Source organism: Halomonas sp. V046, assembly GCF_052645355.1.
The window spans coordinates 1-15,003 of the sequence record NZ_JBQXYF010000015.1 but is presented as its reverse complement, the minus strand read 5'-3'; the positions used below and the strand labels follow the sequence as shown (position 1 = coordinate 15,003).

General features: G+C 64.1%; 15 protein-coding genes. 9 read left to right on the top strand and 6 right to left on the bottom strand.

Annotation, left to right across the window (positions count from 1 at the left end; all coding sequences use genetic code 11):
• The first annotated feature begins 132 nt into the window (after positions 1-132).
• Positions 133-1,503 (top strand): NAD-dependent succinate-semialdehyde dehydrogenase, encoded by a 1,371-nt coding sequence (locus ACUN9Y_RS18375; protein ID WP_445462178.1) that lies wholly within the window; start codon positions 133-135, stop codon positions 1,501-1,503.
• Positions 1,504-1,625: 122 nt separating this feature from the next.
• On the opposite strand, the gene ACUN9Y_RS18370 is transcribed toward ACUN9Y_RS18375, so the two are convergent.
• Positions 1,626-2,363 carry a class II aldolase/adducin family protein gene (locus ACUN9Y_RS18370; protein ID WP_445462177.1) on the bottom strand — a complete coding sequence of 246 codons (738 nt, stop codon included), beginning with the start codon at positions 2,361-2,363 and terminating at the stop codon, positions 1,626-1,628.
• Positions 2,364-2,687: 324 nt separating this feature from the next.
• Between ACUN9Y_RS18370 and ACUN9Y_RS18365 the strand changes: the two genes are divergently transcribed.
• Together ACUN9Y_RS18365 and ACUN9Y_RS18360 are read left to right on the top strand one after the other, a co-directional pair.
• Positions 2,688-3,473, top strand: coding sequence for a tellurite resistance TerB family protein (locus ACUN9Y_RS18365; protein ID WP_445462176.1), 786 nt, complete (start codon positions 2,688-2,690; stop codon positions 3,471-3,473).
• Positions 3,474-3,759: 286 nt separating this feature from the next.
• Positions 3,760-4,800: a histone deacetylase family protein gene (locus ACUN9Y_RS18360; RefSeq protein WP_445462175.1), complete on the top strand. Its 1,041-nt coding sequence runs from the start codon at positions 3,760-3,762 to the stop codon at positions 4,798-4,800.
• Between the two features lie 92 nt (positions 4,801-4,892).
• Here ACUN9Y_RS18360 and ACUN9Y_RS18355 read toward each other — a convergent pair whose 3' ends face one another.
• Positions 4,893-6,152 carry a hypothetical protein gene (locus ACUN9Y_RS18355; RefSeq protein ID WP_445462174.1) on the bottom strand — a complete coding sequence of 420 codons (1,260 nt, stop codon included), beginning with the start codon at positions 6,150-6,152 and terminating at the stop codon, positions 4,893-4,895.
• Positions 6,153-6,439: 287 nt separating this feature from the next.
• On the opposite strand from ACUN9Y_RS18355, the gene dnaX reads away from it, so the two are divergent.
• The 6 genes from dnaX to ACUN9Y_RS18325 all read left to right on the top strand — a co-directional run bounded on the left by dnaX (position 6,440) and on the right by ACUN9Y_RS18325 (position 12,192).
• On the top strand, positions 6,440-8,821 hold the full coding sequence (dnaX, locus tag ACUN9Y_RS18350) for a DNA polymerase III subunit gamma/tau (RefSeq protein WP_445462173.1): 2,382 nt from the start codon (positions 6,440-6,442) through the stop codon (positions 8,819-8,821).
• A gap of 153 nt (positions 8,822-8,974) precedes the next feature.
• On the top strand, positions 8,975-9,301 hold the full coding sequence (locus ACUN9Y_RS18345; protein ID WP_445462172.1) for a YbaB/EbfC family nucleoid-associated protein: 327 nt from the start codon (positions 8,975-8,977) through the stop codon (positions 9,299-9,301).
• Between the two features lie 131 nt (positions 9,302-9,432).
• Positions 9,433-10,038: a recombination mediator RecR gene (gene recR / locus ACUN9Y_RS18340; RefSeq protein WP_445462171.1), complete on the top strand. Its 606-nt coding sequence runs from the start codon at positions 9,433-9,435 to the stop codon at positions 10,036-10,038.
• 23 nt (positions 10,039-10,061) lie between these two features.
• The gene (gene rnd, locus ACUN9Y_RS18335; protein WP_445462170.1) at positions 10,062-11,195 is read left to right on the top strand and encodes a ribonuclease D; all 1,134 of its coding nucleotides are present in this window, start codon (positions 10,062-10,064) and stop codon (positions 11,193-11,195) included.
• A 77-nt stretch (positions 11,196-11,272) separates the two neighbouring features.
• Positions 11,273-11,581, top strand: coding sequence for a YcgL domain-containing protein (locus ACUN9Y_RS18330; RefSeq protein WP_445462169.1), 309 nt, complete (start codon positions 11,273-11,275; stop codon positions 11,579-11,581).
• Positions 11,582-11,742: 161 nt separating this feature from the next.
• The gene (locus ACUN9Y_RS18325) at positions 11,743-12,192 is read left to right on the top strand and encodes a YcgN family cysteine cluster protein (RefSeq protein ID WP_445462168.1); all 450 of its coding nucleotides are present in this window, start codon (positions 11,743-11,745) and stop codon (positions 12,190-12,192) included.
• 276 nt (positions 12,193-12,468) lie between these two features.
• Here the strand turns inward: ACUN9Y_RS18325 and ACUN9Y_RS18320 are convergent, their stop codons facing one another.
• From ACUN9Y_RS18320 to ACUN9Y_RS18305, 4 genes are all read right to left on the bottom strand, one after another.
• Complete coding sequence (locus tag ACUN9Y_RS18320; RefSeq protein WP_445462167.1) at positions 12,469-12,813, bottom strand: DUF7668 domain-containing protein; 345 nt, start codon at positions 12,811-12,813, stop codon at positions 12,469-12,471.
• Positions 12,814-12,821: 8 nt separating this feature from the next.
• Positions 12,822-13,487 carry an RHS repeat-associated core domain-containing protein gene (locus ACUN9Y_RS18315; protein ID WP_445462166.1) on the bottom strand — a complete coding sequence of 222 codons (666 nt, stop codon included), beginning with the start codon at positions 13,485-13,487 and terminating at the stop codon, positions 12,822-12,824.
• A gap of 98 nt (positions 13,488-13,585) precedes the next feature.
• Positions 13,586-13,954 (bottom strand): hypothetical protein, encoded by a 369-nt coding sequence (locus ACUN9Y_RS18310; RefSeq protein WP_445462165.1) that lies wholly within the window; start codon positions 13,952-13,954, stop codon positions 13,586-13,588.
• Positions 13,955-13,958: 4 nt separating this feature from the next.
• Positions 13,959-15,003, bottom strand: a 1,045-nt coding sequence (locus tag ACUN9Y_RS18305) for an RHS repeat-associated core domain-containing protein (protein WP_445462164.1), incomplete at its 5' end; no start/stop codon positions are given.

Sequence of the window (15,003 nt, the reverse complement as noted above, 5' to 3'; positions counted from 1 at the left end):
GTCGCGCCGACTATGCTCATGTGCACGTCGTGATGGCCGGTGTTCAGCCTGTGGACCCGAGCCATGAAGCTGCAGTCGGTGCCACCGCTCGGCCACCACCCAACGATCACTCACAATCGAGGTAACGTCCTAATGGCAAGCTATCAAGTGACCAATCCCGCCACCGGAGAGGTGGAGGCGAGGTACGAGACGGCCAGTGATGCCGACATTCAGCATGCCGTTGAGACCGCTCACCAGGCCTACCTGAGCTGGCGTGGCGTGGCGCCGAGCGAGCGTGCGGCACTGCTGCACCGTGTCGCCGACCTGCATGAGCAGCGCAGCGATGCCCTGGCTGACATCATTGTCCGCGAGATGGGCAAGCCCAAGTCCCAGGCCCTTGGCGAGCTGGCGCTGGTGGTCAACATCTATCGCTACTATGCGGACAACGGTCCCGCCTGGCTCGAGCCAGAACCGCTCGTGACCGGCGGCGCCAAGGCCGAGGTGCGCAAGCAAGGGCTCGGTGTCTTGCTCGGCATCATGCCGTGGAACTTTCCCTACTATCAGGTCGCTCGCTTCGCCGGCCCTAACGTGCTCAACGGCAACACCATCTTGCTCAAGCATGCGCCCCAGTGTCCCGAGTCGGCGCTGGCCATCGAAGAGATTTTCACCGCCGCCGGGGCGCCGGCCGGGGTCTACACCAACCTGTTCGCCAGCAACGAGCAAGCCGGCGACATCATCGCCGACCCGCGGGTGCAGGGCATTTCGCTGACGGGGTCCGAGCGTGCCGGCGCGGCGGTGGCCGAGCAAGCAGGGCGTCAACTGAAGAAGGTCGTGCTGGAGCTCGGCGGCTCCGATCCGTTCCTGGTGTTGCCCGATGCCGATCTGAAACAGGCGGTGAAGCAAGCCGTGCAGGGGCGTTTCGGCAACTGCGGTCAGGCCTGTAACGCGGCCAAGCGCATCATCGTCGATGATGCGGTCTTCGAGGAATTTCTCGAGGCCTTCCGGCAGGCGGTGGAGGGGATTCAGGTGGGCGACCCCCAGGCCGCCGATACCGTCATGGGGCCGATGTCCTCAGAGCAGGCACTGGTCAACGTCGATACCCAGGTGAAAGATGCCGTCAGCCAGGGCGCCAAGCTGGTAACGGGCGGGCAGCGCCTCGACCGTGCCGGTGCCTGGTACGCGCCGACGCTGTTGACCGGCGTCACTCGCGACATGCGAATCTTCCAGGAGGAGCTGTTCGGCCCGGTGGCGGTGGTCTATCGCGCGGCGGATCTGGACGAGGCCATCGACCTGGCCAACGATACGCCCTACGGACTGGGTGCGGTCATCCAGACCAGCAATCCAGAAGGCGCACTCGAACTCGCCAATCGGCTGGAAGTCGGCATGGTGCATATCAACGAGCCGCCCGGCAGCGAAGCCGAACTGCCCTTCGGCGGGGTCAAGCGTTCCGGCTTCGGCCGCGAGCTTGGCAAGGATGGCATGGAAGAGTTCGTCAACCGCCAGATGGTGAAAATGGCGCGCTGATCGCCGTCGCCTTGCCAGCGACGTCACCAGGGGCGTTGGCCCCTGGCCAGCAAGATGCCCGCCGAGGTTGCCTCGGCGGGCATCTTGGGTAAGGGCCACTGCCGGGGGCCGGAGCGCCGTCATCACCGTTGGTGGGCGTCGATGCCACGGCGCTCCAGCAGGCGTAGCAGCGCTTGCCATTCCAGGGCGCCGGGTTCACCCCAGGTCGCCGCCAGCTGGCGAGAGCGGCGGCTAATGTCGTCGGGAATGACCCGCAGCCTGGCTCCCGTTGCCATGGCATCGAGCTGGGTCTGGCAGGCCTTTTCCAGGTAATAGGCGTTCTTGAAGGCCTCGGCAACGGTATCGCCGAGGGTCAGCATGCCGTGGTTGCGCAGCAGCATCAGGCGCCGGTCACCGAGGTCATCGATCAGGCGCTCGCGTTCGGCGGGGTCTAGCGCGAACCCTTCGTAGTCATGGTAGGCCACCTCGCCGACCTCGAGGCTGAACTGATGTATCGCCAGCAGGCCATCCTCCAGCGTCGACACGGCATTGACGGCGCGGCTGTGCAGGTGCATGGCACATTCGAAGGCGTTGTCCGCACGGTAGATGGCGCTGTGGATGGTGAAGGCCGCGGGGTTGGCACGCCCGCCATCCACGGCCTGACCGTCGATGTCGATCTTGACCAGGTTGGAGGCGGTCACCTCGTCGAACATCAGGCCTTCGCGGTTGAGCAGGAAGTGTCCGGGCTCGTCGGGTACGCGGGCCGACAGGTGGGTCCAGACCAGGTCGCTGAAGCCGAATAGTTCGAATAACTGGTAGGCGGCGGCGAGGTCGCTGCGTCGTTGCCATTCGGCGTCGCTGATGTGGCGGGGCTTGATCATGGGGCCTCCGGGTGGCTGAGTCGGCAATCCCGTGGAGTCGGTGCGCCGGGAGCGATGGCCGGGAGCGCAATGGGCGACGAGGCGTCCCACGGCATCGCGTCGCCATGGCCGACCCGGCGTGTACGCCTGCGGTCGTACCCGACGGCAAGCCAGGCTATCCTCGACGGTACGCTTGGCTCAAGTTCGGGGCCGGCCGCTGGGTGAGGACGCTCCGCACCGCGCCTCCCCGGGCGAGGCCAGGGAGGTGGCAGCCAGGCCCGACCTCGCGGGAACTCTGTCTGTTCGCGTTGTTCCAAGACATCATATCCATCAAGGAGATGCGCCATGAATGCCAAGTTTCTGCTCGACCAGATCATGAAGCAGGCGTCCGGTTCAGGAGGCTCTCGCCAAGGCGGCAGCCACGGCAGTGGTCAAGGTAGCAGTCAAGGCAGTGGAAGCCAGGGTGGCTTCGATGTGCAAGGGCTGCTCAATAGCGTGACGTCGCAGCTTTCCGGTAGCCGCGGCTCGAGCTCCGGCGGCGGCATGGACATGAAGAGCCTGCTGGGCGGCGGCGCACTGGGGATGCTGATGGGCTCCAAGCGCGGTCGCAGCATGGGCGGCAAGGCGGCCAAGTATGGGGCCATCGCCGGGATCGGCATGTTGGCGTGGAAGGCCTGGCAGAAGTCGCAGGCGTCGAGCGGTGGTGGCGGCCAGGCGCCGGTGGACGAGACTGCCCGCGCCCAGGAGGGCCAGCCGCTGGAGGAGCTCGGTGGCCAGGCCCAGGAGCAGCGTAGCCTGGGTGTGCTGCAGGCGGTGATCATGGCAGCTCGCGCCGATGGCCATATCGATGCTCAGGAACGTGCGCTGATCGGCGATCAGATTCAACAGCTGGGCGCCGACGACGAGTTGCACGCCTGGGTCGAGCGTCAGCTCCAGGCGCCACTGGATGCCCAGGCGCTGGCGAGTCAGGCCGATTCGCCCCAGGCCGCCCGGGAGATGTACCTGGCCAGTGCCGCCGTGGTCGATGACCAGAACGGCATGGAGCGGGCCTGGCTCGATGAGCTGGGTACGGCGCTGTCGCTGGACGAGAACGTGCGTCGGGAGCTGGAGCGCCAGTTGCCGCAAGACTGAACGGACTGCGCTTGTTGTTCGCGACGAGATCCAGGCAAGGACCGCCAGCGACAGCACACCAACGGGCGGTCGAGCCGGCGGCTGCCCCGGCAGCTGTCCCGGCAGGCTAGGCAGGCGAGACGCGCCAGGTGACGTGCCGCATTTCGACGACAAGTACCGCTAGCCGGGCAACAGGCGCGCTGTGGCGTGCCTGTTGCCGTTGGTGGCGCCGTAGGTGGCGCCGGTCCGAGCCCAAGGCTCGGCGGTGCTCGATCCTTCCCCCTTAAGCTAAGGAAATCTCGCCAGGATGCGCGTGTATTCAAGTGAAGCGACCAAGCTGCGTCGCGCCCAGACCGAACTCCACGATGGCCAGTTGATGGCTCCCTTCGAGTGTCCCGAGCGGGTGGATCTCGTGCTAAAACGAGTCCGCGAGACGGCCATCGGCGAGGTCGTGGCGCCGCAGGACCATGGACTCGAGCCGGTGCTGGCGGTGCATGATGCCGATTACGTCGCCTTTCTGGGGCGCTGCTGGGCGGACTGGCAGGCGGCGGGCAACAGCGGTGAGGCGATTCCGACCAATTGGCCGGCGCGCACCCTGCGCGGCGACCGGATTCCCGGTCATATCGGCGGCCAGCTTGGTTTCTACGCCCTCGGCGGTGACACCTCCATTTGTCCTGGTACCTTCGAGGCGGCGCTGGCCAGCAAGGACGTGGCGCTCTCGGCGCTCGACCATACCCTGGAAACCGGCGAGCCGAGCTTCGGGCTGTGCCGACCGCCGGGGCATCATGCCGCCAAGGATCAGTTCGGCGGCTACTGTTTTTTCAACAATGCCGCCGTTGTCGCACAGAAGGCCCTGGATACGGGTCTTGGGTGCGTCACGGTACTGGACGTGGACTTTCACCATGGAAACGGCACCCAGCAGATCTTCTACGATCGCGCCGAGGTGCTGACCCAGTCGATCCACGGCGATCCCGACCAGTGCTTCCCGTACTATCTCGGCTACGCCGACGAGCGCGGCGAGGGGGAGGGACTCGGGTACAACGTCAACTATCCGCTGCCGCCGGGGACCGATTACGCCACTTGGGCCGAGCGCCTGGAGCTTGCTCTGGCCGAGATTCGCGACAAGAAGGCCGAGCTTCTCGTCGTGTCGCTCGGCGTCGATACCTTCGAGGGCGATCCGATCAGCGCCTTTCGCCTCAAGAGTGATGATTTTCGCGATATGGGGCGGCGGCTCGCGGGCCTTGGCTTGCCGACGGTGTTTCTGCTCGAGGGCGGCTACGCCGTCGCGGAAATCGGCGTCAATGCGGTCAATGTGCTGCAAGGGTTCGAGGCGGCAAGCGGCGCCTGAAAAGCGGGCGAGCACCGGGCGCCGGTGGCAACGAGCGAAAACGCGACGGCAAAAAAATGCGGGCCGCTACCCTTGGTAGCGGCCCGCCGGCGTCAGGGGGGCGAACTCTCTCTCGTCGGCAGAGTCGGGTTCACCCCTTGTGGCGTCGCCAGGCGCCGAGGCACCGGGCTGCGATAGAGTCCCTTGAATAGCTTCAGTCCGAGCCACAAAAACAACAGCGGTAGTACTAGAGTGCGCAGCACAAACAGCGCCATCAGGTTCAGAATCGCGGAGGTGCCGGTTTCGATGCGGCTGTGGATGGCCGCGAGGCTCAGGCTGTCGGTGAGGCTCGCCAGGCGGTTGCCGAGGCTCTCGAGCAGGCTCTCGTCTTCGCCCGCCAGGCGCCGGCGCAGGGTCTCGCGCTGACGGTCGATCGCGCCGAGTTGTCCCAACAGGGCCTCTCGCTCGCTCACGCGGGTCTCGAGGACTCGGCGTTTGCCCACCAAGGCCGCTTCGAGGCGTTCGATCTCGGGGTCTTCATGGAAGGGGTTGAGGCGCTGGGCGAGGCTTAGCCGAGCCTTCATGATGCCGAGTCGCCCACGGGTTTGGTCGACGCCGTCTTCGGCCATGGCGACGCCGCGGTTGGCCTCGACCAGTGACTCGCGAACGACCTGGCGCTGTTCGTCGAGCCGCGTGGCCTCGGCGTCCAGTCGCTGGCGCTCCTGGGGGCTCAAGTGGCTTCCCGCCTCGGTGCTGCTGGTGGCCTGCACCTCTTCGGCCAGGCCCTTGACCTCGGCCATGTTGGTCGCCGTGCGCTGGTCGAGAAAGGCCTGGTCGACCAGGCTGCTGGCCAATAGGGTCAGCAGCAGCAGGAAGCGGCCTAGGCCGATCAGGGCGAAGGCCTTCCAGGCCCAGGGCGTGGCGCGCGAGCGCGCCCACAGGCTCGCCACAAGGGCAAGGCCCGCCAGCGACAGGGCGATCTTGAAAAGCGCCGTGGCGGTGATCTCGAGCAGGACGGTCTGGCCGATCAGCGAGCCGATGGCCAGCTTCATGACGCTGGCATAGTCCTCGACCAGGTCATTGAACGGGTCGAGCGCCTCGAAGGGGTGGGTGGAGACGCCGACGCCGACCTCGGTGGACTGTAGCACCGAGATGCCGGCGTTGAGGCCCCGCGCCGCGGCGAAGGCGAGCAGCGCCTGGGTAGTGGCGCTCTGCACCTGGTTCTGGGTGGCGCGATCGATGACGTCGAGCCAGGACATCGCGACGATCGCGGCCACCAGGAGCGTCAGCAGCCCCCGGCGGCGGTCCAGGCGGGCCAGACGGACCCGCCAGGAACGTCGGGGGCGTGGCGACGAAGACGCGGCGTCGGGCATGGGGCAGTCCTGTCAGGTGGGGAGAAGGGGGCGGGGGCGGCTGACGAGCACGGCCTGGTGTGCCGGTCGCCATTGAGTCGCGGGGTAGCCGCCGCCAGCGGCGACCCGTTCGGTCGGCCTTTGCGCCGTTGCCCCCACCCGGTAGAATGCCACGATCGTACCAGCGTACACAGGGGGCGTCGTGATCCGTCACATCACCCCAGATCAGGATTGACCCGGGTTCGTGACTCGGGCGGCATGCCTCTTCGATTCGTCACCAAGCCCAGCAGCAAGGAAATTAACGCCCCATGAGCTATCAGGTCCTGGCCCGCAAGTGGCGGCCGCGTACCTTCCACGAACTGGTGGGACAGGAGCATGTCCAGCGAGCGCTGGTCAACGCCCTGGATCAGGGCCGCCTGCACCACGCGTACCTGTTCACCGGGACCCGGGGCGTGGGCAAGACCACCCTGGCGCGAATTCTCGCCAAGTGCCTGAACTGCACCGCCAACGGCGAGGGTGACGAGGGGGTGACCTCGACCCCATGTGGCACCTGCGACAGCTGTCAGTCCATTGATCAGGGCCGCTTCGTCGACCTGATCGAGGTCGATGCCGCGTCGCGAACCAAGGTCGAGGACACCCGGGAGCTTCTGGATAACGTCCAGTATGCGCCGACCCAGGGGCGCTACAAGGTGTACCTCATCGATGAGGTGCACATGCTCTCCACCAGCAGTTTCAACGCCCTGTTGAAGACCCTGGAGGAGCCGCCGCCCCACGTGAAGTTTCTGCTCGCCACCACGGATCCGCAGAAGCTGCCGGCCACGGTGCTGTCGCGCTGTCTGCAGTTCACCCTCAAGCACATGCCGCCGGAGCGCATCGTCGGTCATCTGTCGAAGGTGCTCGAGGCCGAGCAGGTGCCGTGTGAGGAATCGGCGCTGTGGCTACTCGGCAAGGCGGCCGCAGGGTCCATGCGCGACGCCATGAGCCTGACCGACCAGGCCATCGCCTTCGGCCAGGGCGAGGTCAAGCATGCTGACGTGGCCGCCATGCTCGGCACCCTGGATCATCGTCATGTACTGGCGCTGATCGAGGCCCTGGCGGACGTCGATGCCGCCAAGCTGCTCGGCGAAGTGGCGCAGCTCGCCGAGCAGGGGCCGGACTTCGGGGCGGTGCTCGACGACATGGCGTCGGTCCTGCACCGCCTGGCCATCGGCCAGATGGTGCCCCAGGCCCTGGATAACGGCCATGGCGATCGTGAGGCGCTGCTCGAGCTCGCCGGACGCTTCACCGCCGAAGACGTGCAGCTTTACTACCAGATCGGCATTCAAGGCCGCGCCGATATGGCCCACGCGCCGGACCTGCGTACCGCGCTCGAGATGACCTTGCTGCGGATGCTGGCGTTCCGTCCCCAGGGGGTGCCGAAGCCTGCTCGCACGCCGTTGCCGATGCGCGCAGACACCAGCGCCACAGGCGCTGGTGCGCCACAGGGCGGGCACGCTGCACAGCCGCCGCAGGCCCAGCCGATCGGCGAGGCCGCGGCCGACGCGCCGGTTCAGGCGGCTCAGGCCCCGTCCGCATCAAGCGCTCAGCCAGCGTCTTCCAGTGAGCCTGTCGCAACCCATAGCGAGCCGCCGCCCTGGGAGGGCGGCGCTCCCGAGGACCCTACGCCGGGCGCTGATGCGCCCGACCCCCAGTCTGCATCAGCCGCCGCGCCAGTCGGCTCAGACCAGGCGTCTCTGGTTCGGGAGCCAGCGGCGCAGCCCGAAGTGCAGGCTGAAGTGCAGCCAGAAGTGCAGGCTGAAGCGCAGCCCGAAGTGCAGGCTGAAAGATGCCCCGACGTACCGCCCGAGACGCGCCCTGAGCGACAGCCTGAAGCTTGCCCTGAGAGACAGCCTGAGGCTCGCCCTGAGAGACAGCAGGCGCCGCCCGAGCAGCACGCTGCGCCCGTCGAGTCACCCGGTGACGCGGGCGCTGGCCAGGTAGAAGCGGGCCAGATGGAGGCGGGCCAAGTAGAAGCGGGCCAGATGGAGGCGGGCCAAGTAGAAGCGGGCCAGATGGAGGCGGCCATGGCGGCGGGCGGCGAGGACGGCGTCATTGCCAACGCATCGCCCGCGCAGGAGGCGGTGGCGTCCGTGATGGCATCGCCGGAGATTGGCGATGACGCCGCATCGATGGCGCAAGGGGCGCCGCTGGAGACCACCGGGGCCGAACCCGCCATGGCGGCGGGCGTCGAGGCGGCCAGTGCCAGTACGCCGCCGGGAGCGCCCGGGCACTTGACCCACACGCTGTGGCTCGCCGGCTTCGATGAGCTTGGCGTTTCCGGCCTGACGCGCAACCTGGCCGCCCACTGTGTGGTGGTCGAAGACGACGGATCACGCCTGCTGCTGCATCTGGACCCGTCTCAGGCGGCAATGAACGCCGAGGTGCACGTCACGCGTATTCGAGAGGCCCTGGACGCCGTCGGCTACCCACGGCGGCTCGATATCGTGGCCACCGAACTGCCCGGCGACGTGGAGACCCCGCGGCAGATGGCCGAACGCCTGGGCGCAGAACGTCATGCCGAAGCGGTTGAGGCGCTCAAGCGTGATCCCCATATACTGAAACTGCAGCAGGCCTTCGGCGCTCGGCTGGTGGAATCCACGGTGACGCCGGCCGATGGCGAAGGCGCAACGCGCGCCAAGGGCCGGCGTTAGGCCCGAAAGGCTGCCAAGAACACCCACGGCGGCTCGGGTGTCGAGCCGCTACCTGGCGCGGTTGGAGTCAAGCCGATGGGCGCGAACCGGTGCTATCGAGCCACGACCGCGCAACGACCGCCACAGCAGTACCGCCATGAAGAGGAACCAGCGATGATGAAAGGTGGAATGGGTAACCTGATGAAGCAGGCCCAAGAGATGCAGGAAAAGATGCAGCGGGCCCAGGAAGAAGTCGCCAAGGCCGAAGTGCTGGGTGAGGCCGGTGCCGGCATGGTCAGGGTGACCATGAATGGGCGTCATGACGTCAGCAAGGTCGAGATCGATCCGAGCGTCATGGACGAGGACAAGGAACTGCTCGAGGATCTGCTCGCCGCCGCGGTCAATGACGCCGTACGCAAGGTCGAGACCAGCTCCAAGTCGGTAATGGAAGAGGCCACCGCCGGGATGAACCTGCCGCCCGGCTTCAAGATGCCATTCTGATGAAGGCGTGAGTGGCCGCCGTGCCGGGGCTCCGGCACGGCGGCCGTGGCCCCGTCGCCCGCCGCCGCGATCAGTCGTCGCGGCGGGCGCTGTTTTCCGCGACTTCCCGCCATTGCCAGCGAGTAGAATCGATGAGTTTTTCCCCCCTGGTCGAGCAGTTGATGGACGCGCTGCGGGTATTGCCCGGCGTTGGTCCGAAGACGGCCCAGCGCATGGCCATGCATTTGCTCGAACGCAATCGCGAGGGCGGTGAACGACTGGCCGGTGTGATGCGCGAGGCCGTCGAACGCGTCGGCTATTGTCGGCGTTGCCGCACCCTGACCGAGGAGGAGTTGTGTGGGCTGTGTCAGAGCCCACGCCGCGACGATACCTTGCTGTGTGTGGTCGAGTCCCCCGCGGACATGCTGGCCATCGAGGAAGCCGGTGGCTTCATGGGGCGCTACTTCGTGCTCCACGGCCATCTGTCGCCCCTGGATGGCATCGGCCCCGAGGATATCGGCCTCGATCAGCTCGAGACATTGATGGAAAACGAGTCGATCGAGGAGGTCGTGCTGGCCACCAATCCAACCGTCGAAGGCGAGGCGACAGCCCATTACATCGCAGCGCAGATTCAGCGCCACGGTGCACGGCTGTCGCGGCTGGCCTATGGTGTTCCCATGGGTGGGGAACTCGAGTACGTCGACGGCGGCACCTTGAGTCGCGCCTTTTCCGGTCGCCTGCCGTTTCAGGGCGAATGAAGCCCCTTTTGCTGGACGTTTGAATGCCTGTCACTCCCGATATTCGATGGATCGATACCGCCGCCGCCCTGGACGCCGCCTGCGCGAGTCTCACGGATGCCCCTGTTCTTGCACTCGACACCGAGTTCTTCCGCGAGAAGACCTTTCATCCGGTGCCTGCGCTGGTGCAGGTCTGTGGTGGTGGCCCGGCTTACCTGATTGATCCTCAGGCGCTGGCCTGCACCGATGCCTTTCGCGCATTGCTGACCAATGCCGCCCCCAAGTTGTTGCACGCCAGTAGCGAGGATCTCGAGGTCTTCGCCCACTGGGCCGGGCTGATGCCGGAGCCGCTGGTCGATACCCAACTCGCCCAGGGGTTGCTCGGTGACGATGCCGCCATGGGGTACCAACGCCTGGTCGAGCATTGGGTCGGTGAGACCCTGCCCAAGGAAGAGACTCGCTCCAACTGGCTCGAGAGGCCCTTGTCCGAGGCTCAGCTCAGCTACGCAGCGCTGGATGTCGTCTACCTGCTGGAGGTCTGGCAGCATCAACATGAGGCGCTGACGCGCCTGGGCCGGCTCGACTGGGTCGCGGCAGACTGTGCCGAGGTGTTGGCGCAGTCCGAACGCTCGGAGGCCTCCGACGGCCAGTGGTATCTGCGTCAGCGCCAGCTATGGCGGCTAACGCCGGTCCAGATCGAGGCCTACCGACTGATGACCACCTGGCGCGAAGGCGAAGCCCGAGTTCGCGATCTGCCGCGGGGCTGGCTGATTCACGACAAGGTGCTCTACGCCATCGCCGAACGCATGCCGGAGAATCGCTACGAGCTGGCCGAGGTCGAAGGCGTCAAGCCGCCGCTGGTAAAACGCGAAGGCGATGCACTGCTGGGCATGGTCAGAAAGGCGCGTCACAGCGATGCCGAGTCCTTGCCGGCGGCTCCCCTGTCGCCGATGCTGCCGCCGTTCAAGAAACGCCTGAAGGCGCTGAAGAAGGTGGTGAATGCCGATGCGGAGATGCTTGGAGTGGCCCCCGAGGTATTGATGCGGCGCCGCGAACTCGAGGGTCTGGTGACCGCGAGCCTGCGGGGCGAGCGTCTGCCGCTGCCAAGCGGGTGGCGGGGAGAGCGGCTCAACGAAGGCCTCGAGGCGGCGATCAAGGAATTCGCAGAAGTCAGCTGAAGGGCGTTAACGTCGGTGGCTCCGGTCACCGGCCACCGCGGTCCGGTCAAGCCGGGCCTTGATGAGTCGAGAGAGTGATGAGCCAAGAGACGATGAAAGGCAAGCTCCTGTGCGAGGTGTTCAAGAGCTCGCGCATGGAGGAGATGTATTTGTACGTGGACAAGCAGCGTGGCCTGGCGGATGTGCCCGAGGCCCTGCTCGAGCGTTTCGGCAAGCCGGCGCCGGCCATGACCATGATCCTGACCGCCGAGAAGGCCCTGGCCCGCACCTGTGGGGCCGACGTCATGGCCGCCATCGCCGACAAGGGCTTCTACCTGCAGATGCCGCCGGCCAAGGACGACTATCTGCTGGACCTGTACCGCACTCCCACCGAGTCGCGCTACTGACAGGACGAGATGCGGCAAGATGCGCAGAGATGCGACGCGAGGACGTCGGCCGGCGCCTCGTCTTGCCTGACTTGTCTCGGCTTGACATAGGGGGGAACGAGCCTGCGCAGAGAGGCCGATGCCTCCGATTGATTGATTCCCTAACCGACCCGTGACCCGCCATGAGAGAACGCTTCTGGGAGCGCTACGCGCTCGACGAACTTACCCCGCAGGAGTGGGAAGCCCTGTGCGACGGCTGTGGCCAGTGCTGCCTGCTGAAGTTTCAGGACGACGATACGGGCGATCTTGCGGTGCTCAACCTGTCTTGTCGGCTGCTCGATACCCAGGCCTGTCGCTGCAGTGACTACGACAACCGTTTCGCGCAGGTACCGGACTGCACGCGCTTGACCCCGGAGCTCGCCGGTGAGTTCAAGTGGCTGCCGCATTCCTGCGCCTATCGCCGCCTGTCCGAGGGGCGGCGTCTAGCGGGGTGGCATCATCTGATCAGCGGCGACCCTGAGCGCGTGCACCGCAAGGGCATTAGCGTGCGCTCTTTCGCCGTGTCCGAGGAGGGCGTCCCCGAGGAGTGCTATGAAGACCACATTATCGCGGTGATCCCCATCGATGATTGAGGCCCACCGTTGGCGCTCCGGGATGACGCCGGGAGTCGTGGCCAGGCTGTGCTGCCGCTGGGCGATGGGAATCGAGTGCTTTCGCTCGGGGGGCTCGCGGGCGAGCTCTGAGTGCTCTGGCGGTGAATAACAGTAGGGCGTGCGCGGTAAGTTCGCCCCGAAAGCTCTCTTCGCTCTGCAGCAGGTCGCCGTCCCAGGTGAAGACGGTCAGCCTGTCGGCGGCGCCTGGCGCTTTGACCCGCTTGTAGATGCACTGGCCGAGGCCATCGTAGGGTTTTACATGACATGTATGTCATCAAGTTCTATTCTTATTTTCTTATCCGCTGATTTTATCAGGGTCGCTTCCAAACTGAGATCTGATCTTCCTTCTTGCTCTGTCCATAGGTCAAATCTAATGGACCATGTGTCAGCGTCAGCTATGTCAACTTTTATAGCATCAATGTCAGAAAATGCGCTATTTGGTGGTTGGATAAGATTTCTTCCGTAACCATCTACGGCATTGCTAATTTCTTTAGAGGTTAGGCGGATGCCGTCCGTTTCTTTTTCCAATGATGAGTATTGCTTCTGAACCAGTTGGTCCACAATTTTCCTCACAATTCTCTCGATTTCATTTTTTGTCATGAGTTTATCTATCTCCTGTTTCCAGGGGTGCGTGTTGGAGTTGTTTTTTCAACACCAATGTCATTGAAATATTCATCAGCCCTCAGGATGGCGTTTCTCGATTCTTCTTGACTTACCCCTGACTGGCGAAGCGCTTTATAACCGATTCTTCGCTCTGCACCATAAGTTCCACCTCCAGCAGCTTGTCGCTGTACCTGAGTAGCGGTGTGGTGTGGAGTCCCGGTAGAGGATGCGGGGCCTTCGAGTTGTATTCCGGGGGCATCATTAGTTTTGTAGCCGGGCAGGTCTCGCACAGCAGCGTCCTGGATGACGTGATGCGCGTCCTTTCGCCCGCTCCTACGTAGATCTCCGACTGTTGGTCCACATTTATTCTCACACCCACTCAACCCCAGCGGATCCACCCATCCGGTGGGATTCGGCGCGTATTGATACAGGTTGGTGCCACCCGCGAGTCCAATCGGATCCTGGGTGGTGAAGCGCCCTATCTCCGGATCATAGTAGCGGAAGCGGTTGTAGTGAAGGCCTGTCTCTTCGTCGTGGTACTGCCCCTGGAAGCGGAAGGGGTTGTCGGTGGTGTTTGGGTTGCCGTTGCCGTCGGTGGCCTTGGTGAGCTTGCCCCAGGCGCGGTACTGGCCGATCCAGGCGAGGTTACCGTCGCTGCCGGCGAGCTCCAAGGGCGTGCCGAGGTGGTCGGTCTGGAAGTAGTAAAGCGCCTGGTTTCAGGTAAACGACTGATCATCGGAGACTTTGTGTGCAATCAGGATCAGGAAAATCAATCGAAGGCATGGTTTTCAGCGTCATCGAATGTACGGTATATTTCCCCCCATGCCAATATGTGGAGATCATCCTTGTTAATGCCAGAGACTAGCTTTTCTGGCGAGCAATTAAGTTTGGCTACAAAAACAAAGAAAGGGAAGTTTTTTATATTAAAAATATTTTCACCTTCATGTCTTCCAGATAGTATTATGTTAGAGATGTCTTCGCTGAATCCAAAGGTTTGGCCAATGACTGGAGGGTCAATGTTTGCCAAGACGCACTCCTTTCCTGTGTCAAAAAAGAATTTTTTTATGAAGTTGCATCTCCTTGTTTTTGAAAAAACAATGCTGTCAAGGGAGGATAGGTAATACACGCTCTGTTTCATAATGTCAGAACTCCGGATTTACGCCGCTAACTCGATTTACTTTGACGGAGCCGTTATCAAGGGCGTTTGGAATGATGTATTCAGGGATGCCGCCAGTTGTCCCATCTAAAGGAAGTGCCGAACGTGTTTTAACTACTCCGGTCGGATCTTGGAGTGTGCCTTCTATAACAAAGCGTCCAGAATTTTTTGCCCCACTCGCTCCTCCGGAAGGTAGCCCCGCTGCGTCGCGGTAGTTTTCTACACTGGAGGGACTTTGTGGTGACCATGAAGCACCACCTGCAGCGGCGTCACCACCATAAACTCTGTAAACGGTTTGGCCTTTCTCAGGAGTGGGAAGGAGCGCATTGGGGCATCTACATCCGCTACTCCCACTCAACCCCAGCGGATCCACCCATCCGGTGGGATTCGGCGCGTACTGATACAGGTTTTCGCCACCCGCGAGGCCAATCGGGTCCTGGGTGGTGAAGCGCCCTATCTCCGGATCATAGTAGCGGAAGCGGTTGTAGTGAAGGCCTGTCTCTTCATCGTGGTATTGGCCCTGGAAGCGGAAGGGGTTGTCGGTGGTGTTTGGGTCGCCGTTGCCATCGGTGGCCTTGGTGAGCTTGCCCCAGGCGCGGTACTGGCCGATCCAGGCGAGGTTGCCGTCGCTGCCGGCGATCTCCAAGGGCGTGCCGAGGTGGTCGGTCTGGAAGTAATAGAGCGTTTGTTTGGCCAGTTGGTGGTCGGTGTACAGCACCGTGCCGCTGCCGGTTTTCTGCTCGATGGCCTTGTAGTGCGCCTCCAGCTTGGCCGCGGGGATAAAGCTGCCGGGCTCGAACAGGTAGCTGACGCGGCGCTCCGGGGTGATGCCGGGAGTCGTGGCCAGGCTGTGCTGTCGCTGGGCGATGGGGACCGAGTGTTTTCGCTCGGGGTTCTCGCGGGCGAGCTCTGAGTGCTCTGACGGCGAATAAAAGTAGGGCGTGGGTGGCAGCGTTCCGAGAAAGCTCTCTTCGCTCTGCAGCAGGTCGCCGTCCCAGGTGAAGACGGTCAGCCTGTCGGCGGCGCCTGGC